Source organism: Pedococcus soli (assembly GCF_054782575.1).
In genome coordinates, this window is sequence record NZ_BAAGSF010000004.1 from 102,879 (window position 1) to 122,994 (window position 20,116).

Annotated in this window: 20 protein-coding genes; 4 read left to right on the plus strand and 16 right to left on the minus strand. The window is 72.6% G+C overall.

Annotated features, from left to right (window positions below):
• Positions 1 to 118: 118 nt before the first annotated feature.
• The 4 genes from ACYVKF_RS06505 to ACYVKF_RS06520 all read right to left on the minus strand — a co-directional run bounded on the left by ACYVKF_RS06505 (position 119) and on the right by ACYVKF_RS06520 (position 3,494).
• Positions 119 to 772: a NuoB/complex I 20 kDa subunit family protein gene (locus ACYVKF_RS06505; RefSeq protein WP_235529344.1), complete on the minus strand. Its 654-nt coding sequence runs from the start codon at positions 770 to 772 to the stop codon at positions 119 to 121.
• 19 nt (positions 773 to 791) lie between these two features.
• Positions 792 to 1,154: an NADH-quinone oxidoreductase subunit A gene (locus tag ACYVKF_RS06510; protein ID WP_056915566.1), complete on the minus strand. Its 363-nt coding sequence runs from the start codon at positions 1,152 to 1,154 to the stop codon at positions 792 to 794.
• A 160-nt stretch (positions 1,155 to 1,314) separates the two neighbouring features.
• Positions 1,315 to 2,649 carry a geranylgeranyl reductase family protein gene (locus ACYVKF_RS06515; protein ID WP_460965680.1) on the minus strand — a complete coding sequence of 445 codons (1,335 nt, stop codon included), beginning with the start codon at positions 2,647 to 2,649 and terminating at the stop codon, positions 1,315 to 1,317.
• A 149-nt stretch (positions 2,650 to 2,798) separates the two neighbouring features.
• Positions 2,799 to 3,494 (minus strand): demethylmenaquinone methyltransferase, encoded by a 696-nt coding sequence (locus ACYVKF_RS06520; protein WP_056915568.1) that lies wholly within the window; start codon positions 3,492 to 3,494, stop codon positions 2,799 to 2,801.
• Positions 3,495 to 3,590: 96 nt separating this feature from the next.
• On the opposite strand from ACYVKF_RS06520, the gene ACYVKF_RS06525 reads away from it, so the two are divergent.
• Positions 3,591 to 4,883 (plus strand): isochorismate synthase, encoded by a 1,293-nt coding sequence (locus ACYVKF_RS06525; protein ID WP_056915569.1) that lies wholly within the window; start codon positions 3,591 to 3,593, stop codon positions 4,881 to 4,883.
• Position 4,884: 1 nt separating this feature from the next.
• On the plus strand, positions 4,885 to 5,538 hold the full coding sequence (locus tag ACYVKF_RS06530; RefSeq protein ID WP_460965683.1) for an HAD family hydrolase: 654 nt from the start codon (positions 4,885 to 4,887) through the stop codon (positions 5,536 to 5,538).
• Here ACYVKF_RS06530 and menD read toward each other — a convergent pair.
• The 11 genes from menD to ACYVKF_RS06585 all read right to left on the minus strand — a co-directional run bounded on the left by menD (position 5,501) and on the right by ACYVKF_RS06585 (position 17,891).
• Complete coding sequence (gene menD / locus ACYVKF_RS06535) at positions 5,501 to 7,318, minus strand: 2-succinyl-5-enolpyruvyl-6-hydroxy-3-cyclohexene-1-carboxylic-acid synthase (protein WP_460965685.1); 1,818 nt, start codon at positions 7,316 to 7,318, stop codon at positions 5,501 to 5,503. The genes ACYVKF_RS06530 and menD overlap by 38 nt on opposite strands.
• A gap of 16 nt (positions 7,319 to 7,334) precedes the next feature.
• The gene (locus tag ACYVKF_RS06540; RefSeq protein WP_460965687.1) at positions 7,335 to 8,891 is read right to left on the minus strand and encodes a PGAP1-like alpha/beta domain-containing protein; all 1,557 of its coding nucleotides are present in this window, start codon (positions 8,889 to 8,891) and stop codon (positions 7,335 to 7,337) included.
• Positions 8,888 to 9,184 (minus strand): hypothetical protein, encoded by a 297-nt coding sequence (locus ACYVKF_RS06545; RefSeq protein ID WP_056920517.1) that lies wholly within the window; start codon positions 9,182 to 9,184, stop codon positions 8,888 to 8,890. Before ACYVKF_RS06545 ends, ACYVKF_RS06540 begins: the two co-directional genes overlap by 4 nt.
• Before the next feature lie 123 nt (positions 9,185 to 9,307).
• Entirely contained in the window at positions 9,308 to 10,045 is a 738-nt protein-coding gene (locus ACYVKF_RS06550; protein WP_460965689.1) for a VOC family protein, read from the minus strand.
• 2 nt (positions 10,046 to 10,047) lie between these two features.
• Positions 10,048 to 11,463 (minus strand): M20/M25/M40 family metallo-hydrolase, encoded by a 1,416-nt coding sequence (locus ACYVKF_RS06555; RefSeq protein WP_460965691.1) that lies wholly within the window; start codon positions 11,461 to 11,463, stop codon positions 10,048 to 10,050.
• Positions 11,460 to 12,185 carry an esterase family protein gene (locus tag ACYVKF_RS06560; protein WP_460965693.1) on the minus strand — a complete coding sequence of 242 codons (726 nt, stop codon included), beginning with the start codon at positions 12,183 to 12,185 and terminating at the stop codon, positions 11,460 to 11,462. Before ACYVKF_RS06560 ends, ACYVKF_RS06555 begins: the two co-directional genes overlap by 4 nt.
• 43 nt (positions 12,186 to 12,228) lie before the next feature.
• Positions 12,229 to 13,377, minus strand: a complete 1,149-nt coding sequence (locus tag ACYVKF_RS06565) for an alpha/beta hydrolase-fold protein (protein WP_056915576.1) — start codon at positions 13,375 to 13,377, stop codon at positions 12,229 to 12,231.
• Complete coding sequence (locus ACYVKF_RS06570; protein WP_056920520.1) at positions 13,374 to 14,318, minus strand: Type 1 glutamine amidotransferase-like domain-containing protein; 945 nt, start codon at positions 14,316 to 14,318, stop codon at positions 13,374 to 13,376. Before ACYVKF_RS06570 ends, ACYVKF_RS06565 begins: the two co-directional genes overlap by 4 nt.
• Positions 14,319 to 14,333: 15 nt before the next feature.
• The gene (locus ACYVKF_RS06575) at positions 14,334 to 15,557 is read right to left on the minus strand and encodes an ATP-grasp domain-containing protein (RefSeq protein WP_460965696.1); all 1,224 of its coding nucleotides are present in this window, start codon (positions 15,555 to 15,557) and stop codon (positions 14,334 to 14,336) included.
• Positions 15,554 to 16,579, minus strand: a complete 1,026-nt coding sequence (locus ACYVKF_RS06580) for an o-succinylbenzoate synthase (RefSeq protein ID WP_056915579.1) — start codon at positions 16,577 to 16,579, stop codon at positions 15,554 to 15,556. The genes ACYVKF_RS06575 and ACYVKF_RS06580 overlap by 4 nt, the downstream gene beginning before the upstream one ends.
• Before the next feature lie 37 nt (positions 16,580 to 16,616).
• Positions 16,617 to 17,891, minus strand: coding sequence for an Nramp family divalent metal transporter (locus ACYVKF_RS06585; RefSeq protein ID WP_460965698.1), 1,275 nt, complete (start codon positions 17,889 to 17,891; stop codon positions 16,617 to 16,619).
• A gap of 107 nt (positions 17,892 to 17,998) precedes the next feature.
• On the opposite strand from ACYVKF_RS06585, the gene ACYVKF_RS06590 reads away from it, so the two are divergent.
• Both ACYVKF_RS06590 and ACYVKF_RS06595 read left to right on the plus strand, forming a co-directional pair.
• The gene (locus ACYVKF_RS06590; RefSeq protein WP_056915581.1) at positions 17,999 to 18,481 is read left to right on the plus strand and encodes a glutathione peroxidase; all 483 of its coding nucleotides are present in this window, start codon (positions 17,999 to 18,001) and stop codon (positions 18,479 to 18,481) included.
• A gap of 100 nt (positions 18,482 to 18,581) precedes the next feature.
• The gene (locus ACYVKF_RS06595) at positions 18,582 to 19,529 is read left to right on the plus strand and encodes a 1,4-dihydroxy-2-naphthoyl-CoA synthase (protein ID WP_460965701.1); all 948 of its coding nucleotides are present in this window, start codon (positions 18,582 to 18,584) and stop codon (positions 19,527 to 19,529) included.
• Positions 19,530 to 19,611: 82 nt separating this feature from the next.
• On the opposite strand, the gene ACYVKF_RS06600 is transcribed toward ACYVKF_RS06595, so the two are convergent.
• Complete coding sequence (locus ACYVKF_RS06600) at positions 19,612 to 20,064, minus strand: hemerythrin domain-containing protein (protein ID WP_056915583.1); 453 nt, start codon at positions 20,062 to 20,064, stop codon at positions 19,612 to 19,614.
• Positions 20,065 to 20,116: the final 52 nt, after the last annotated feature.

Here is a 20,116-nt window from a genome sequence, read left to right on the forward strand (position 1 = left end):
CCGGCCACGACGGCGGCCGGCTGGTCGGGTCCGTCGCCCTTGTCGGCGGCGGCGTCAGCGGCCTTGTTGCCGAGGACGTCGCTGTTGGCGGTGGCCTGCTTCGGGTCCTTCTCGTCGCTCACGCGACACCTCCGTGCGCGCCGTGGTCGTGGCTGTGCGAGTGGCTGTGGGCGTGCGACGGGCCGGCAGCGGCCAGCGGAAGGCTGGTGCCCGCACCCTGGGCGAGCAGGCCGGTCATCTGGTGCGTCGGCGTCGCCGAGAGGGCGGCCGCCTCGGCCGCGCGGGCCGCAGCGACGCGGTTGACGCCGAGCTTGCTGTTCTGGATCTGCTCGTGCAGCGTCAGGATCGCGTTGAGGAGCATCTCGGGGCGGGGCGGACACCCCGGCAGGTAGACGTCGACCGGGATGATGTGGTCGACCCCCTGCACGATGGCGTAGTTGTTGAACATGCCACCGGAGCTGGCGCAGACACCCATGGAGATGACCCACTTGGGCTCGGGCATCTGGTCGTAGACCTGGCGCACGACGGGGGCCATCTTCTGGCTGACCCGGCCGGCGACGATCATCAGGTCGGCCTGGCGCGGCGTCGCGGAGAACCGCTCCATGCCGAACCGGGCGATGTCGTAGTCGGGCGTGCCGACGGCCATCATCTCGATGGCGCAGCAGGCCAGACCGAACGTGGCGGGCCAGACCGAGCTCTTGCGCATGTAGCCCGCGACCTGCTCGACCGTGCTCAGCAGGAAGCCTGCGGGCAGCTTCTCTTCGATTCCCATTGCTTTGTCCTAGTCCTCGTCAGTCCCACTCGAGGCCGCCGCGGCGCCACACGTATGCGTAGGCCACGAAGACGGTCAGGATGAACAGCACCATCTCGACGAGTGCGAAGAGACCGAGCTGGTTGAACGCGACGGCGAACGGGTAGAGGAACACCGATTCGATGTCGAAGATGATGAACAGCATGGCGGTCAGGTAGTACTTGATCGGCACGCGTCCGCCGCCGGCGGCCTGCGGGGTCGGCTCGATGCCGCACTCATAGGCGTCGAGCTTCGCGCGGTTGTAGCGCTTGGGCCCCGCGATCGAGGCGGCGAAGACCGAGAACACGGCGAAGCCGCCACCGATCGCCAACAGGAAAAGCAGGGGGACGTAGGGGTTGCTCATCGCCGTGCCACTCCCCTTCCGAAGTCATCTGTGAGCTCATGTGTGACGTCGTGCTCGACGTCGTGGCTGACGCCGTGGGCGGCGTCGGGGCGGGACGTGCAGCCGGGCCGCGACGTGCGCGCCCCAATCCTAGGGGTGGCCTCCGAGATTGCACGACGGGTCATGCGTCGGGCGCCATCTTCGACAGGGCGGTGATGAGGCGGTCGCTCGCGTCGCCCCCGCGGGGCTCGGCGAGGTTGGCCATCACCTTGAGGAGGAACTTCATGAGCGTGGTGCGCGGAAGTCCGTACTTGGTGGCCAGTCGCATGATCTCGGGGTTGCCGATCATCTTCGCGAAGTACCGGCCGAGCGTGTAGTACCCGCCCAGCGAGTCGGCCATGACACCCGGGTAGGACTGCAGGACCCGCTCGCGCTGGGCGTCGTCGGTGCGGGCGAACGCCTGGGCGATCACCTCGGCCGCGAGCCGACCCGACTCCATGGCGTAGGCGATGCCCTCGCCGTTGAACGGGTTGACCATGCCGCCGGCGTCGCCGACGAGCAGCAGTCCCTGGTCGTAGTGCGGCTGGCGGTTGAAGCCCATCGGGAGCGCGGCTCCGCGGATCGGGCCGACCATCGTCTCGTCGGAGTAGGTCCACTCCTGCGGCATGGTGGCGACCCAGCGGCGCATGACGTCCTTGTAGTCCGTCTTGCCGAAGGCGCTGGAGGTGTTGAGGATGCCGAGCCCGACGTTGGAGGTGCCGTCACCGACACCGAAGATCCAGCCGTAGCCGGGCAGGAGCACCTTCTTGCCGTTCGCGTCGGTCGACCACAGCTCGAGCCAGGACTCGAGGTAGTCGTCGTCGTGGCGCGGGCTCGTGTAGTAGGTGCGGACCGCGACACCCATGGGGCGGTCCTCGCGCTTCTCGCGGCCCATCGCCAGGGACAACCGGGAGGAGTTGCCGTCGGCCGCCACGACCAGGGGTGCGGTGTAGCGCAGCTCGGGTCCGGTCGCCCGGCCCTTCTCGTCCGTGGCCTTGGCCGTGACACCGACGATGGACCCCTTGGAGTCCACGATCGGGCCGGTGACGTTGGTGCCCTCGCGCAGTCGCGCACCGTGCTTCACGGCGTGCTTGGCCAGGATGTCGTCGAAGTCCTGGCGCGTGCGCACCAGGCCGTAGGGCGGGAAGCTCGCGAGGTCCGGCCACGGCAGCGACAGGCGCATCCCGCCGCCGATGATCCGCAGCCCGTGGTTCTTGATCCAGCCGTCCTCCTCGGGCGTGGGGATGCCGAGGGTGATGAGCTCCTTGACCGCTCGCGGGGTCAGTCCGTCCCCGCAGACCTTCTCGCGCGGGAAGGTCGTCTTCTCCAGGAGGAGGACGTCCAGTCCCGTCATCGCCAGGTATGCCGCGGTCGCGGATCCCGCGGGACCCGCGCCGACGATGATGACGTCGGCGGTCTCGGTGGCTGCGCCGATCGTGGAGCTGCCTCCGACGACCTCGCTGATGCTGTGTGTCACGCCTGCCTCACCCGCTTGTGAACGACTTCACGAACTTCAAATGCGGAGTCTATTCCCGCCCTCCGCGGCCCTCCTAGTAAGGCAGCCCTAACCGCCTGCCGCCCCGGCTCCAGCTCGGCACCGGCTCGGCGCGAGCCTCGCTGCGCGAGTCACGCCGGCTTCACCGCTCGGTGCAGCGCGACGATGCCGCCGGTCAGGTTCCGCCAGCCCACCTGCGACCAGCCGGCCGCCGCGATCGTCGTGGCGAGCTCGCGCTGCGCGGGCCACGCCTGGATCGACTCGGCGAGGTAGACGTAGGACTCCGGGTTGCTGCTGACCTTGCGGGCCACCGGCGGCAGGGAGCGCATGAGGTACTCGGTGTAGACCTTGCGGAAGGCGGCGTTGACCGGCTGGCTGAACTCGCAGACCACGAGCCGTCCGCCCGGCTTCACCACCCGCAGGAACTCCCCCAGCGCCGCCTCGACGCTGGCGACGTTGCGCAGCCCGAACGACATCGTGACGGCGTCGAAGCTGTCGTCCGCGAACGGCAGCCTCATCGCGTCGGCCGCGGTGAACCCGAGGTCGGGGCGACGCCGGTTGCCCACCCGCAGCATGCCGAGCGAGAAGTCCGCCGGGACGACGTTGACCCCACCGTCGGCGAACGGCTCGCTGCTCGTGCCCGTGCCGGCCGCGATGTCGAGCACCGTCTCCCCCGGCTGGGCCGCCACCGCCTTGAGGACGGCCCGGCGCCACAGGCGGTCCTGCCCCAGCGACAGCACGTCGTTGGTCAGGTCGTACTTGCCGGCCACGTCGTCGAACATCGCGGCGACGTCACGGGGGTCCTTGTCGAGGCTGGCACGCGTCATGGCGCCATCCTCCCGCACCCCGCGCGGAGGGGCAGCCCCGCCCCGGCTCGGCCCGGGACCGGCGCCATACCGGTCGGTCGTAGGCTGGCCCCCGACATGAGCACCCTGCCCACTCCCGCCGCGGCTGCCCGCCAGGGGACCCACCTCGTCGCCCGCACCGTGGCGCTCACCGACCCGGGCAGCCTGCTCACCCTGCTGCCCGACCTCGGTGACCCGCGCGAGATCGCCAGCTGGGTCCGTCGCGGCGAGGGGCTCGTGGGCTGGGGGCGTGCGCTGGAGTTCACGGCGCACGGACCCGACCGGTTCGCCCTCGCGGAGGAGTGGTGGCGCGACGTCGTCGCCTCCGCCGTCGTGCGCGACGAGGTCGGCCGCCCCGGTTCCGGTCCGGTCACCTTCGGTTCGGTCGCGTATGCCGCCGGATCCCCTTCGGGCGCAACGCTCGTCGTGCCCGAGGTGGTCGTGGGCGCCCGTGACGGCGCCTGGTGGGTCACCACGATCGGCACCACCTCCGAGCTCCCCTCGCCCGTGCTCCCCGAGCAGTCCGCCCCCCTCGAGCCGACAGGCGTCGCGTTCGCCGACGGGGCGCTGTCACCGGCCCAGTGGGCCGGAGCCGTGGAGGAGGCGGTCGCCCGCATCACCGACGGCGACCTCGACAAGGTGGTCCTGGCGCGTGACCTGCGGGTCACCGCGTCCGAGCCGATCGACGCCCGCTGGTTGCTGCAGCGGCTGGCCGAGCGGTACGACACCACGTGGGTGTTCGCCGTCGACGGCCTGGTCGGGGCGACGCCGGAGATGCTCGTCCGGCTGGAGAAGGGCCTGGTGACGTCGCGCGTCCTGGCCGGCACCATCCGGCGCACCGGCGACGACGAGCACGACCTGGCGCTCGCGGGATCGCTGGCCCGGTCGAGCAAGGACCTCGAGGAGCACGAGTACGCCGTGCGTTCGGTTGCCGACGCCCTCCGCCCGCACTGCTCGTCGGTCAACGTCCCCGAGTCGCCGTTCGTGCTGCACCTGTCCAACGTCATGCACCTCGCCACCGACGTCGCCGGGGTGGTCGCCGACGGCGCGACCTCGCTCACCCTCGCCGCGTCCCTGCACCCCTCGGCCGCGGTGTGCGGCACACCCGCGGAGGTCGCCGACGCGGTGATCTCCGAGCTCGAGCACATGGACCGCGGCCGGTACGCCGGACCGGTCGGCTGGATGGACTCCTCCGGTGACGGCGAGTGGGGGATCGCGTTGCGCTGCGGCGCTTTCGAGCCCGACGACGCGGCATCGATGCGACTGTTCGCCGGGTGCGGCATCGTCGCCGGGTCCGACCCCGACTCGGAGGTCGCCGAGTCCGACGCCAAGCTCGTGCCGATGCGCGACGCCCTGACGGCGCGGAGCTGACGTGTCGGCCGGCGACCTCGCGCCACGTCCTGCGGACGTCGTCGTCTTCGACCTCGGCAACGTCCTGATCCGGTGGGACCCGGTGCCGGCCATCGCCGTCGCCGTCGGCCCCGAGCGGGCGGCCGCGTTCGTGGCCGACCCCGACTTCGACTTCGCCGCGTGGAACCACGCCAACGACGCAGGCCGCACCCTCGACGAGGCGGAGCAGTCGGCGCTCGCGTCGCACCCGCACTACGCGGAGGAGGTGCTCGCCTACCGCCGCCACTTCGACGCGTCCCTCATGGGCGAGATCGAGGGCACGGTCGCGATCCTCGAGGAGCTGCACGCGGCGAAGGTGCCGCTGTTCGCCCTGACCAACTGGTCGGCCGACCTGTTCCCCGTGGCCGTCGAGCGGTTCGGGTTCCTCGACCTGTTCGAGGACATCATCGTCTCCGGTGAGGAGGGGGTGGCCAAGCCCGACCCCGAGATCTTCGAGGTGCTCGAGGAACGGGTCCGTCACCGCGCAGGGCTGGACGACTGCATCTTCATCGACGACAGCCCGGCGAACGTCCTCGCCGCCGAGGAGACCGGGCTCGACGCCATCCACTTCACGAACCCGGACCACCTGCGCGAGGACCTCATCGCGCGGGGTATGCCGCTGCGTCACCTGCCCTGATCGCGGCAGCCGCCACTCGGCGCAGCTCTGCGTGCAGCTCGCGGTGGCCGGAGCGGTCGAGCGGCACCTCCAGGACGCGCAGGCCGTCCGGTCGCTGGGCCAGGGCGTCGACGAGCTGGTCCCGGGTCGAGATGCGTCGGTGCGCCACGTGGTGCGCGGCGCACAAGGAGGCGAGGTCGACACCTGTGGGGGTGCCGAAGACGCGCTCGAAGTCGGCGGTGCGTTCGGGCTCACCGGGCTCGAGGAGCGTGAAGATGCCGCCGCCGTCGTCGTTGGTGACGACGATCGTCAGGTCAGGCCGTCGTTCCAGCGGGCCGATGAGGAGCCCGTTGGCGTCGTGCAGGAACGTGAGGTCGCCCAGGAGGGCGTAGACGGGGTCGTCGCCGGCCAGGGCCAGGCCCACCGCCGTCGAGACGCAGCCGTCGATGCCGGCGAGCCCGCGGCTCGCCACCACGCGCAGCTCCTCGGTGCGTGCCGGGCCGAGGTCGAGGTCCCGGGCCGAGTTCGACGACCCGACGAACAGCGTCGACCCTGCAGGGAGTGCCTCGGTCACCGTCTCCGCGACGGCCAGCCCGCTCGGCCAGGCTCGACCCACTGCCGCGCCGGGTGCGAGGGCGGCCGTCAGGCGCGAGCCCGCGGCCTCCCAGGCACGGGCCCACTCCAGGTCGGCGTCGGTCCTGGCCGGCTCGGGGGTCGGCTCGGGGGTCGGTTCGTCGATGACCTCGACGGGGTGCACGGCGGCGATGTCGGGGCGGGACTCGATCCACGCGTGGGTCCCCACGGCCTCCACCCGCACCCCGGGACGGCGCAGGAGCGCTGCGACCGGCCGGGAGAGGGTGAGCCGCCCGACGGCGATCACCCGGTCCGGCGCGTGCTCGTCGAGCCAGCCGGGGTCGGTCAGGACGAGCGGCCCGTGCGGCAGGACGGCGGGGCGGGGATGGGTGCCGAAGGGCTCGGCCACGACCGGCCACCCGCGACGCCCCGCCCACCGGACCACCCGCTCGAACTGCTCGGGTTCGGGCAGGTCACCCACGACGACGACCGTGCGGGCGACGTCCTGCACCCCCGTGGCCGGCTCCTGGCCATGGCGAACCGGCGTGCTCGAGGGCGCGGACGTGGTCGACGGCGCAGAGGTGGCCGACGACGCGGATGTGGTCGAGGGCGCGGACGTGGACCAGTCGTTGGGCTGCGGGTGATCCAGTGGCTCCGGCCAGGGCTCGCCCGCTGCCGGCACCAGCGGCTCGCGCAGCTGCACGTTGAGGTGCACGGGACCCGGCTCGCCACCGCCGACCGTCCCGGTCGCGTGCCCGACCGCGGCCGCGGCCACCGCGCGCCAGCGGTCCACCTCGCCGGGGCGGCGGTCCGGCGCCGCGGAGTCCACCGACCACCGGATCGCCTCGCCGTACATGCCCGGCTGCACGGTCGTCTGGTTCGCCCCGGTGCCGCGCAGTTCCACCGGCCGGTCGGCGGACAGGACGACCAGCGGCACCACGCCGTGGTGGGCCTCGAGCACGGCCGGGTGGAGGTTCGCGACGGCGGTACCGGATGTCGTGACGACCACAGCCGGCACCCGGGTGAGCTTGGCCAGTCCCAGGGCGAGGAACCCGGCGGACCGCTCGTCGACGCGGACGTGGAGCTGCAGGCGCCCGACGCGCTCGGCCTCCTGCACGGCATACGCGAGGGGCGCGGACCGGGACCCCGGGCAGAGCACGACGTGCCGCACCCCCTGCCTGACCAGCTCGTCGACGAGGACGGTGGCCATGGCGGTGGACGGGTTCACGGGTCGGATTGTGCCATCAGGGCTCGGGACCGACGCGGGCGATGCGGTAGTCGCGGACCACCGCCGTCCCCGGGCCACCCGACGACTCGAAGAAGGAGGACGCGCCCTCTCGCCAGCGCACCACGGACCGGTCGTCGGAGGCGTCGACGGCCGCTCCGGTCCCGACGTAGAGCTCACCCGGGTGGGCTGCGCTGGCGCGGTGCCGCTGCCCGGGATCGTCCGCGAGGTCGCGCGAGACCGTCACCCAGTCGACCCGGTCGGGGTTGGCGCGTCCCTCGAGCCGGGGAACGGGGTCCTGCCGGTGCTCGAGGGCCAGCACCTGCACCCCGGGAGGCACGGGAGCCTTGCCGATCGGGGACCCGAGGGCCACGACATGGGTGACGCGGTGGGCTGACCTGAACTCCGCGGACGAAGCCAGCCCCGCCGCGACGATGCCGCCCAGGCTGTGTCCGGCCAGCATCACCGGCTCCGCGGCGACGTCACGGCCACCCGCCGCGGCCGCACCAGCCTGCGCCGTCGCCAGCGCCTGCTGGACCCCGGCTGCGAGGAGGGTCGACTCCCCCGCCATCGAGCGGACGTCGGTGGTGAGGTCGAACGGGTTCTCCCCCGCCCGTGCGTCCCAGACCTGGGTGCCGCCGATCTCCACGATCCAGGCCGGACCCCGGTCACCCGCGACCTCGACGACCCGGACCCGGCCGTCGCCGGGCAGCTCCGCGAGGTCGCCGGCGAGCGCCGCCACACCCACCGGCCCGACGGTGGCCCGACCCCCGCCCCCAGGGACCGCGGCCTCGGTCACGCGGACCGCACCCGCGTCGTCGAGCAGGCCCCGGGCTGCCGCGGAGTCCGCCAGCACCCCGACCGCCTGCTCGTCGCGGTCGGCCGGCCGGGCCAGGTCGGGTCGAGCCCACGGGCTGCTGCTCACCCGGTGCGGTGGAGCGAGGAGCGGTGGAGCGAGGAGCGGTGCTGTCAGGGGGTTCGAACGCAGCCCGACGACCAGACCGCCGCTGCCTCCCCCGAGCTCGGCCACCTCGGGCAGTGCCCAGGCTGCCCGGTCCAGCAGGTCTGCGACGTCCACGCCGACGGCCTCGAGCGCGACCACCCCGACGACGAGGGTCGGGGCGGCGTGCCCGGCCAGGGCCAGGACGACGTCCTGGGCGAGCGACGCCGTCCGGACCACCTCGTCCTCCACCTCCCCATAGGCCCGTGCGGCAGCCCGGACCGCGAGCGCGACACCCTCCAGGGCCGCCGCCTCGACGACCAGCGCCCGGGCGGCCTCGAGCACCTCGGCCTCGGCCCGCACGGCCGTGAGGGGGCTCAACGCGGCCCCGGTGCTCGACGACGCCGCCACCCGGGCCGCCGCCGCCACCAACCCGACCACGACGCCACCGAGGTCGGCCGCCGCCTGGACCAGCTGTCCGGCCGCCCCGACGAGCTCGTCGACCCCGACGGTCGTGCCGCCGACCCCACCCCGGACCTCGATCACCGGGTCGGTGCTGGACGGGTCACCCCCGGAATGGCCGGTGGTGGACGGGCCGGGGCCGGACGGGTCGGGGCTGGACAGACCGGGGCTCACCGACGACCGCCCGGTCCGGGCACCTCGCCCAGCAACGCGCGGAGCGCGTCCCGGGCGCGGTCGAGCGCCAGCGCGTGCGACTCCAGAGCGTCCGCGGCGGACTCCAGACCACCGACCGCCCGGCCCAGGGCGACGACCCGGTCCGTCACCACCTCGCGGAACCTCGTCGCCGCGGCGGACCGCCAGGCCACTCCCCTCGTCGCCCCGACGCGGGCCGCCACGTGCCGCACCCGCTCGGCATCCCGCCGCACCTGGCGCGCGACCACCCGCACGTCCTCGCTGCTCCCCACCATGGGTCCACCGTCGCGCCGGTGGCGACCGCTCTCCAGCGCAGGACCACGACCCTGTGGATGCCCCGCCCGGTCCCGGCCGGGTGTGGACGACCGGGTGTGGACGGCCGGGTGTGGACGATCGGTTCAGGCGAGCAGACCGGTGCCGGGGTCGCGGTCGGTCAGGCAGAAACGGGCACCGCCGGGGGCCCGCAGCACGGTCCAGCGCTCGTGGACCGAGGCGACCTGGGCACCGAGGTCCTCGTGCTCGCGTGTCACGGCCACCCGATCCGCGCAGGCGAGGTCGAGGTGAGCCGTGACCGTGCCGTCGGGCCGTCCGAGCCGTTGGGTGAGCAGGCGTAGGGGCAGGCCGTCGGGCCGGGTCAACGGCAGCAGGCCGGACTCCCCCGGTTCGGTCCCCGGTGCCGCCCATCCGGTGAGGTCGGTCCAGAAGGCCAGCTCGGCGGCATACCGGTCGGTGGGGACGTCGAGGCAGACCTGGTCGACCAGGCTCGGCTGACCGGAACGGACCTGGACCCGCGGCCGGGCAGCGGCCGCGACCAGGCAGAAGGCGAAACCGCCGGGCGAGCGGCAGACGACCAACGTGCCGAGGTCGTCCAGCACGACCGCACCGAGGTCGCGGGCCCGGCCGGCAGCCTCGGGGACGTCGTCGACCTCGAGGTCGACATGCACCCCACCCGCTCCACCGACCCGCTGGACCTTGACCCACGGGTCGCCCTCGGCCGGCAGGAGCGTCGCGAACTCACCGCGGCCACCCCGCCACGGCGAGAGCGTCGAGCGGGTCACCTGCTGCCAGAACCCGAGCTGCTCGTCGAACCCGTCCTGCGGCAGGTCGAGGAACACCCACGCCCACGTGACCTCCACGGTCAGGGCGCAGCCGAGGGGTCGAGCCCGGCCAGCTCCACCAGGAACAGCGCCTGCGCCAGAGCGGTGCGCCGCAGCTCGTCGGGGTGCACGCTCTCGTCCGGACCGTGGATGCGCGAGGCCGGCTCCTCGACCCCGAGCAGCATGACCTCCGCATCGGGCACGATCTCGGCCAGCGCGGTCGCGAGCGGGATCGAGCCACCCTGCCCGGCGGTGACGACCTCGCGCCCGAAGGCGCGCTCCATCGCCCTGACCATCGCGGCGTACGCGGGTCCGTCCGTGCGGGCGCGGAACCCCTGCCCGAGCGAGACGGGCCGGATCTCCACCTGCCCGTATGGCGTGTGGGCCCGCAGGTGCGTGATGAGCAGCTCCTGCGCGGCGCGGGGATCGGTCCCCGCAGGCACCCGCAGGTTGACCACCGCGGTGGCCTGCCCCTGCACGGCGGCCGTCACCTGCGCGACGGGTGGGCAGTCGATCGCCAGCACCGTGGCAGCCGGCCTGGCCCACAGCCGGTCGGCGATCCCCGCGCCTCCGCGTCCCCCCGACAGAGGTGCCACCCCGGGCACCACCGCGGCGTCCTGCTCGAACCGCGCCTCGTCGAACTCCGCGCCCTCCCAGGTGCCGTCGTGGTCGAGGCCGTCGATGGTCGTCTCTCCGTCGGCGTCCCGCAGGGAGGCCAGGGCGGTCAGCAGGGCCTGCAGCGCGTCCGGGGCGGCACCTCCGTACATGCCGGAGTGAGCGGGATGACCCATGGTGCGCACCGTCATGAGGACGCTGCCGGTACCGCGCAGCGACGTGGTCAGGGTCGGGACCCCGAGCTCCACGTTGCCGGTGTCGGCGAGCACGAACGCGTCGCAGCGCACCAGCTCCGGGCGGGCCCTGGCCAAGGCCTCCATGCCGCCGCTGGACTGCTCCTCGGAGCCCTCGCAGACGACGGCGACCTCGACGGGCCACATCCCGAGCACCGAACGGACGGCCCGCAGGGCGACCAACGTGGCGACGAGGTTGCCCTTGCAGTCCGCCGACCCTCGACCGAACCAGCGGCCGTCACGTTCGGTCAGCTCCCACGGCGGGGTCGACCACGCGTCGAGGTCGCCGACGGGGACGACGTCGTGGTGGGAGTAGAGCAGGGCGCACGGGGCGTCTGCCGGCCCCGGGGACCGACCCACCACGGCGACGGAGCCGTCCGGGGCCTCGACCTGCTCGACACCCTCCACACCCACCTCGGTGAGGAGGGACGCCACGAGGGCTGCCGAGGCCGCGCACTCCGACGCCGCCTCGATCGCCGGGTTCGCCACCGAACGCAGCGCGACCAGCCGCTCCAGGTCGTCGCGCCCACGCGCCATACCGGCCTGGACGGCAGCCGCGAGGAGGTCGGCGAGGGACGAGGTCGCGGAGGCGCCGACGGAAACCGTCACGGGACCAGGTCGTCGAGGTAGAGGGGCAGCATCTCCCACCAGGTCGGCCAGTCGTGCATGTAGCCGGGCCCCCAGTCGTCCACCCGGTTGGGAATCCCCTTGTCCCCCAACACCTTAGCGACCGCCCAGGACTCGCCGACGTCCTCGTGGTCACCACTGCCCGAGGCCAGCAGGACGAAGCGGTGCCGCAGGGTCTCGAGCGCCTCGCCCCCGAGGCCGGGCACGAACTGCAGGGGCGAGGAGAAGTAGAGGTCGTCGGTGCCCGGGCCGCCGATGAACTGCTCGATGGCGTACGTGCCGCTCATGCCGATGGCCGCGCTGAAGAGGTGGGGGTAGCGGCACACCATCGCCACGGCGTTGAACGCCCCGATGGAGGCACCGGCTGTGACGATCGGCTGGGGTCCGCTGCTGTCCGCGTGGATCGCGGGGACGACCTCCTCGGCGACGGCCTGGTGGTAGGCGTTGAACAGCCACATGCGGTACTCCGCGGAACCCGCCTTCTGCGCCATCGCGCGCCCGGCGGCGCTGTCGCAGGAGTAGACCTTGATCCGCCCGGCGTCGATCATCGGTGCGAGCCGGCCGACGAGGTGGTTGCGCTCGACCTCCTCGGCGTCACCACCCGCGGTGGGGAAGAGCAGGACCGGCACGCCGTAGTGCCCCCACCGGACCAGGGACAGCTCCTGCCCCATCCGGTCGGACCACCAGCGTTCGCTGACCTTCACGTGTGCCTCCTCCTGGTGCTGCGGGTACCCGGCGTGGCCGGCTTCACTCGTACACGAACTTCTGCGGGCCGGGGAAGATCCACGACAGGCCGTCGCGCAGCCGGTCGCGCCAGTCCTCCCAGTTGTGCCCGTCGCGGGCCTCGACGTACTTCACGGTCATGCCGGCGCCACGGAACACCGGGACCATGGAGCGGTTCGGCGTGATGAGCGGCTCGTACGTGCCGCAGGACATGAAGATCCGCTCGACCGGGCGGGTCGGCTTCTCGCGGTAGCGGTTGACGAACTTCACCACCGGGTCGAAGTAGGGGCCACCGCCGTGGTCGGTCCCGATGTCGGTGAAGACCATCGACGCGGACTGCAGGAACAGCGACCCGAACTCGCCCGGGTACCGCACGGCCGTCGACAGGGACGCGATCCCGCCGAAGCTCGATCCCATCAGGGCACGGCCCTGCGGGTCGTCGAGCAGGGAGAGGCGTTCGGCCAGGCGGGGCACGAGCTCGCGGGCGATGAACCGGGCGTGCGGCGCGTGGTTGGGGTACTCCTTGAGCCGGTCCCGCGGCGGCACGAACGCGACGACGACCGGCGCGACGTCGAGGCGGTGGATGAGGTTGTCCAGCACCGTCTTCATCGCCGCGTAGTCGAGGTAGTCGTTGCCGTCGTGGACGACGAGGAGGGGGTAGCGCAGGGCGGTGTTGTACCGCGCCGGCAGGTAGAGCTTGACCTCCTGCTCGCGGCGAAGTGCCTTGGAGCGCAGCACGTCCTCGACGATCTCGCCCTGGCGCGCCTCGGGGTCGTGGTGCACCCAGTCGGGTACCTCGTACCCCGTCGCGGCACAGACCGAGCTCGACCCCATCGGCGAGTGCGCGACCTTGGGGTTGAGCGGGTCGTTGAAGGTCTCGTAGTGGTCGCCGCGTCGCGTCTCGAGCTGGTACTCCACCCGGGACCCGCTCGGCAGCACCGTCGTCGCCGCCCACAGGTCGGTGTCGGGCAGGCGCCGCATCGGCAGGGGGTCGGGGAGCCCGACGACGCGGTGCCGCACCCGCACCTCGTCGGCGTCCCCGCGGAACAGAAACGTCGCCCGCTCCCCCTCGATGACCGGCGAGGGGTGTCGGGCGAGGAAGCGGTCGATGGCGGCACCGTCGACCGGCAGCCGTTCCCTGAGCCGGTTCACGGCCAGCCTGCGCTCGTTCACGCGGTCGCCCCCAGCTCGTGGACGGCACCGTCGACCCCGAGGATCCGCGCCCCCTTGGGCAGCCCGCCGTCAGGCGTGAGCTCGAGGGCCGTCCCGTCGTCGAGCAGCACGCAGTGCGCATCGGTGAAGCGTCGGGCCATCACGGCGCAGCGGTCCTTGTCGTCCAGCCGCAGGCGACGCCGGGCGTGCGGCAGCGCCACGACCCCCTTGACCCGTCCGAGCCCCCGGTCGAAGACCTCGGCCTCGGTCGCGCCCTCCGGCCCGAACTCGTGGAACAGCACCACCCGCTCGGTCAGGGCCATCGCCCCGGCCGACCACGCGATCACCGGCATCGAGTCCGGGATGCGGATCGCGAACAACCGCAACGCTCGCAGCAACGTGCCGACGTGCCCGCCGGTCAGCACGAGCGCCGCGCTGTCGGCGAGGGCCGCCTCGATCTCGCCGCGGTGCCACGCGATGACCCCGCTGGAGTCCAGGGGCGCCGCGGCGTCGAGGTCGGCGTAGAGGTTCTTGAGCTGCGCGGCATACCAGGCATCCACGTGCCGCACGCCCTCGATGGCGTCGTCGACCGCCCCGTATGCCGCCTGCGCGCCCCACGTGCGCGACTCCCCGTCGCGGGTGCGCCGGACCACGGCGTGGACGCCGTCCATGGCGTGCTGCAGGCGCAGCCGGTAGAGCGACAGCAGCGCGTCGTGGTGGTCGCGGAAGGCGAGGGCGGCGGCGGCGAAGACCTCGTCCTTGGCGATGACGTCGAACGTCCGGTGGTACAGCCGCAGGTGGGACGCACGCCCCTCGAGCACCGTGTCGAGCTCGTCGACGACGTCCTCGCGCTCCTCCCACCCGGCGTTGACGGTCGCCACGGGACCGTCGACGCCGAGCGAGCGCAGGGCTGTGCCGGCCGTGGTCATGAACCGCTGGGGTCCGAGCAGGATGGTGCGCATCAAGGGATTTCGTGACTAGCCGGCGTACACGTGGATCGAGCTGCCGACGTCGTCGAGCATGGCCCGCAGGGTGTCGTAGTCGGGGTGGCGCATGCGGACGTAGGCGTTCGCCATGTAGCCGGCCTCGACCGCCTGGGTGTGGTGGCCCTCCGGGGGGAAGTGGGCGTCGATGACCCACTCCCCGTGCCGTGCCTGCATCTCGTCGATGCCGCTGTAGCCCCGGATCTGGCCGTCGGCGTCGGGCCGCAGCGCGACGATGCCTGCGGAGTAGGGGCGCAGCATCTGCCGCTCGGGGACGCCGTGCACGATCACGTGCGCCCACTCGCGGTAGACGTCGACGTCGTTGCTGGCGGAGTAGAGGTCCCAGCAGCCCACCCCCGGCGGGCGACAGCCGATCTCGGAGAACTTCAGGCCCTTGGGACCGTGGAACCACTCCATGTGGGTCGCCGACGTCCCGATCCCGAGGGCCGTGATCACGCGTTGGCCCATGTCGGCGACCTCGCGGTAGAAGTCGGAGTCGGCCACCCGGTTGGTGGTGACGAACTGCGGCGAGATCCAGCGCGTGCGCATCGCCTCGAGGACGTTGGGGTAGTAGTGCGTGGTCCAGTCGTGGACGATCCGGCCGTCGCTGGTGATGGTGTCGTAGAAGCCCTCGTGGCCCTCGACGAACTCCTCGACGGCGATCGACTCGGCGCCGTGGCTGCCGAAGTCCACCAGGGCCCGCGCCAGCTGGGCATCGTCGTCGACCCGGGTGGTGTCCTTGGCCCCGGCGCCGTCGCGCGGCTTGAGGATGAGCGGGTAGCCGTGCTCCTCGGCGAAGGCCCACACCTCGTGGGCGTGGTCGACCCCTCGGGAGGCCGCCGTCGGCACCCCGGCCTCGCGGAGCGCCTGCTTCATCGAGGGCTTGTCGCGGCACAGCCAGGTCGTGCGGACGGAGGTGCCGGGGATCCCGGTGGCCTCGCGCACGTGCGCAGCCGTCATCGTGTGGGCCTCGACCGTGGCCTCGAGCCGGTCGACCCAGACCTTGGTCTGGATGAAGCGCACCGCCTCGGTCATCTCGTGCAGGCTCGTCACCGACCCCACGCGGTAGTAGCCGGTCAGCGCGTCGCGGAGCTCGTCGTCGAGCTGCCACTCCTCCGACTCGCCGATGCCGATGACGTTGGCACCGACCGACGCGAGCGCGAGGGCGAACCGGCGCTGGTTGGCGGGGAACCCGGGCTCGACGAAGATGACGTTCACGGGTCGACCGTAGCGCCGCCGAGCAGGGCGTGGCATGCGGTGACGCGCTCGCGCCACCACGCGATGCGGTCGGCGGGAGCCTTCCACCGGTCCAGCAGGGCGTCGTCCGCCTCGACCCGGCCCACGGGCAGGGCGCCCCCGGCCGGCAGGAGGGACGGGGCCGTGACGTCGCCGTCGAGCAGTGCGACCGTGCCCAGGCCGCAGGCGTACGGCAGGTCGGGCAGGGCCGCCGCGAGCGCCACCCCCGCCGACATCCCCACGGAGGTGTCCAGGGCCGACGAGACGACCGCGGGCAGGCCGCAGGCCTCCACCACCGCCAGGGCTCGGCGCACGCCGCCGAGCGGGGCGACCTTGACGACGACGAGGTCCGCCGCCTCCAGCCGGGCCACCCGGATCGGGTCCTCGGCCTTGCGGATCGACTCGTCGGCCGCGACGAGGACGTCGATCCCGTTGCGCGCCAGGACCAGTCGCAGCTCCCGCAGCTCCTCCACGGTGGCGCAGGGCTGCTCCGCGTACTCCAACCCGTGGGGCGCCAGCCGTCGGAGCGCCTCGGTCGCCTCCTCGACGGTCCACCCGCCGTTGGCGTCGACGCGGATGCGCCCCGCCCGACCCAGCGCGTCGCGCACGGCCGCCACCCGGTCGACGTCGTCCTGCACCGACTGGCCGCGCTCGGCCACCTTCACCTTCGCCGTCGTCGCCCCGTCGAACCGCGCCAGGACCTCGCCGACCCGGTCGGCGGCCACCGCCGGGACCGTCGCGTTGACGGGGACGCGCTCTCGCAGCGGGTCCGGCCACGCGCCATACGCCGCCTCGACCGCGGCGGCCAGCCACCGTGAGGCCTCGGGCGGCTGGTACTCGAGGAAGGGCGAGAACTCACCCCAGCCCGACGGACCACGCAGCAGGGCGGCCTCGCGCAGCTCGACGCCGCGGAAGCGGACCCGCATCGGGATCGAGACCACGCGCAGGTCGGCGAGGAGGTCGCCGAGCGGGGGCACGTCCGGGCCGGCGGGGTGGTCGCTCACCCGCCCATCCAACCGCTCTCCCGGCCGACGGTGAACCTCAGGCGGCCCGGACGGCCTTCTGCACCTCGTTGGCGGCGAGCGCGATGAAGGCCGCCGCGCACAGCACCATGGCGATGTTGGACGGCAGCCGGTTGCGCCACTCGCGCGGCACCCGGTCGGTGTTGAGCAGCCACAGCAACGTGATCGACAGGAACGGCATGAAGAACGCACCCAGCACGCCGTACGCGAGGATCAGGTAGACGGGCTTGCCGAGGAACATCATGAGCATCGGCGGGAAGGTCAGCCAGAGGATGTAGGCGCGGTACCACTTGCCGCCGAGCCGGACGTCCGGGTGGTTCTCGCGGAGCCCTCGCACGTGGCCCACGAAGTCGGCGAACATCATCGAGACGCCATTCCAGACCCCGACGAGCGAGGACATCGCCGCTGCCCAGAAGCCGACGAGGAACACGCTGCCCGCCCACGAGCCGTACCGGGCGGCCAGGACGTCGGAGAGGTTGAGCAGGCCCTCGTCACCGGTCTTGATGGCGATGTTGGCGGAGTAGAGCAGCTCGGCACCGACGATCAGGGTCGAGACGACGAAGATGCCGGTCACGACGTAGGCGACGCCGTTGTCGATCCGCATGACGCGCATGTGGCCGGGCGTGGTCCAGCCCTTCTCCCGGATCCAGTAGCCGTAGGCGGCCAGGGTGATCGTGCCGCCGACGCCTCCGGCCACCGACAGGACGTTGACGAGGGCACCGTCCGGGATGAGGGGGACCAGGCCTGCTGCGAGCTCGGGCAGGTTGGGCACGGTCAGGATCGCGGCCCCGACCATCGTCACGAACATGATGCCGACCAGGGCCGCGCAGACCTTCTCGAACAACGCGTAGCGGCCCCACCAGACGAGGACGAGCCCGAGCAGCCCGGAGAGGATGCCCCACACCGCCACCGGGAGGAACGGCATGAGCGAGTGCAGCGGCAGTCCCGTGCCGGCCATCGCCGCGGCGCCGTAGACGAAGCCCCAGATGACGATGTACGGCCCGAAGTACCAGGTCGTCCAGCGGCCGAGCGTGGACCAGCCCTGGTAGATCGTGCGGCCGGTCGCGAGGGAGTACCGGCCGGCGCCCTCGACGAGGACGACCTTCATGATGCAGCCGACGACCACGGTCCAGAGCAGGGCGTAGCCGTACTTGCTGCCGGCGATGAGGGTCGCGACGAGGTCGGCGGCACCCACGCCCGTGGCGGCGACCACCAGCCCCGGGCCGACGAGGCTCCAGCCGGGCCTGCGCCCGCCGGTCGTGGTCGAGGTGGTCGTGTCGGTGGCACTGGCCATGGGTCACTCCGGTGTCGGCGCTGACAAGGAGCGCCCCACGCTATCCGGAAACGGACATAACGGTCCATCGCGGGCAGCGGTCCCCGGGGGCACGTAGCGTGTCGGACATGCCTACGTTGTCCGACTTCGCCGCCACCACCCTCGAGGGATCCGACCAGGACCTGTCCGCGTACGCGGGCAAGGTCGTCCTCGTCGTCAACACCGCCAGCCAGTGCGGCTTCACGCCACAGCTCGGCGGCCTCGAGGAGCTCTACCGCACCTACGCCGACCAGGGCCTCGTGGTCCTCGGGTTCCCCTGCAACCAGTTCGGTGGCCAGGAGCCCAACACCGAGGAGCAGATCGGGTCGTTCTGCGAGCGCAACTACGGGGTCACGTTCCCGATGTTCGCCAAGGTCGACGTCAACGGCGACGACGCCCACCCCCTCTACGACTGGCTCAAGTCGGAGAAGGGTGGCCTGCTCGGCAAGAAGATCAAGTGGAACTTCGCCAAGTTCCTCGTCGGCCGCGACGGCCAGGTCATCAAGCGTTTCTCCCCCACCACCGAACCGAGCAACCTGACCAAGGACATCGAGAAGGCCCTCGCCGCCTGACGCCGTCCCCCTGCTCCAGGGGGCGCCCCACCCGATGGGTGGGGCGCCCCGCGTCGTCCCTGCCCCGCTCGCGGAAGGCCCGCGCGGGTAGCCTCGCGGCGTGAGCGAGCAGCCGACCGTCAGCGAGACCTTCGACCCGAGCGCGTGGGAACAGGTCGACGGCTTCGCCTTCACCGACATCACGTACCACCGAGCCAACGGCCTGGGTGCGGTGCGGATCGCGTTCGACCGGCCCGAGGTGCTCAACGCGTTCCGGCCGCACACAGTCGACGAGCTCTACCAGGCGCTCGACCACGCGCGCCGCACCCCCGACGTCGGCGTCGTCCTCATCACCGGCAACGGCCCCGGCCCCGCTGGCACCGGCGCGGAGGGCAAGTGGGCGTTCTGCTCCGGCGGCGACCAGCGCATCCGAGGCCGCTCCGGCTACCAGTACGCCAAGGACAACTCCGACGACACGGCTGCGGGGGTGGACGACCGCCGGGTCAAGGCCGAGGGCGGACGGCTGCACATCCTCGAGGTGCAGCGCCTGATCCGCACGATGCCCAAGGTCGTCATCGCCGTCGTCCCCGGCTGGGCGGCCGGTGGCGGCCACTCGCTGCACGTGGTCTGCGACCTCACGATCGCCAGCCGGGAGCACGCGCGGTTCAAGCAGACCGACGCCGACGTGGGCTCGTTCGACGGCGGCTACGGCAGCGCCTACCTCGCGAAGATGGTCGGCCAGAAGTTCGCCCGCGAGATCTTCTTCCTCGGTCGGACCTACACCGCCGAGGACATGCAGCGGATGGGCGCCGTGAACATCGTCGCCGACCACGCCACCCTCGAGGCCGAGGCCCTCCAGGCGGCCCGCGAGATCATGGGCAAGAGCCCGCAGGCGCAGCGCATGCTCAAGTTCGCGTTCAACCTGCTCGACGACGGGTTGATGGGCCAGCAGGTGTTCGCCGGGGAGGCGACCCGGCTCGCCTACATGACGGACGAGGCCGTCGAGGGCCGCGACCAGTTCCTCGAGAAGCGCGACCCCGACTGGTCCCCCTACCCCTGGTACTTCTGAGCCAACGCTCCTGATCGGGCTGGCCCCTTGATCGGGGTGGCCCCCAGGTCGGGGTGACCCGCCGCCCTGGCCGGGGCGGGCCTCAGCCGGAACCGCCGAGGTCGACGTCGTACGCCTCGTAGACGAGGTCGGCGCCCTTCTGCCGGTGCCGTACCAACTGCCCCATCAGCGTGGTGACCTCCTCCCGGAACACCGGCAGGTCCGCCATCGTCCCCCCGTGCTCGAGGACGGCGAGGTAGGCGTCGATGTCCTCGCGGTACCGCTCGTGCTCCCGCAGCAGCCGTTCCACCCGTCCCGTGAGCCGGGGCGAGTCGCGCCGGACCGAGGCGTAGAGCCCTCCGGGTCGCTCGGTGAGGTCGACGTGGTCCCGGAAGTCGTGCGCCAGCTCGGCCAGGGCAGCCCGCACCCTTTCGCGCCACGCGCCGCCCCTCGCGATCGGGGAGGCCAACGCCTCGTCGACCGCCGCGACCGAGTCGCGCAGCTCGGCACGGTGGTGCCGCACGCGCTCCAGGTATGCCGCGAAGTCCGCGTCCATGGCACCTCCCGCAGCCATCGTCCCGCCGCCGGGTGCCGCCGTCCAGCGCGGG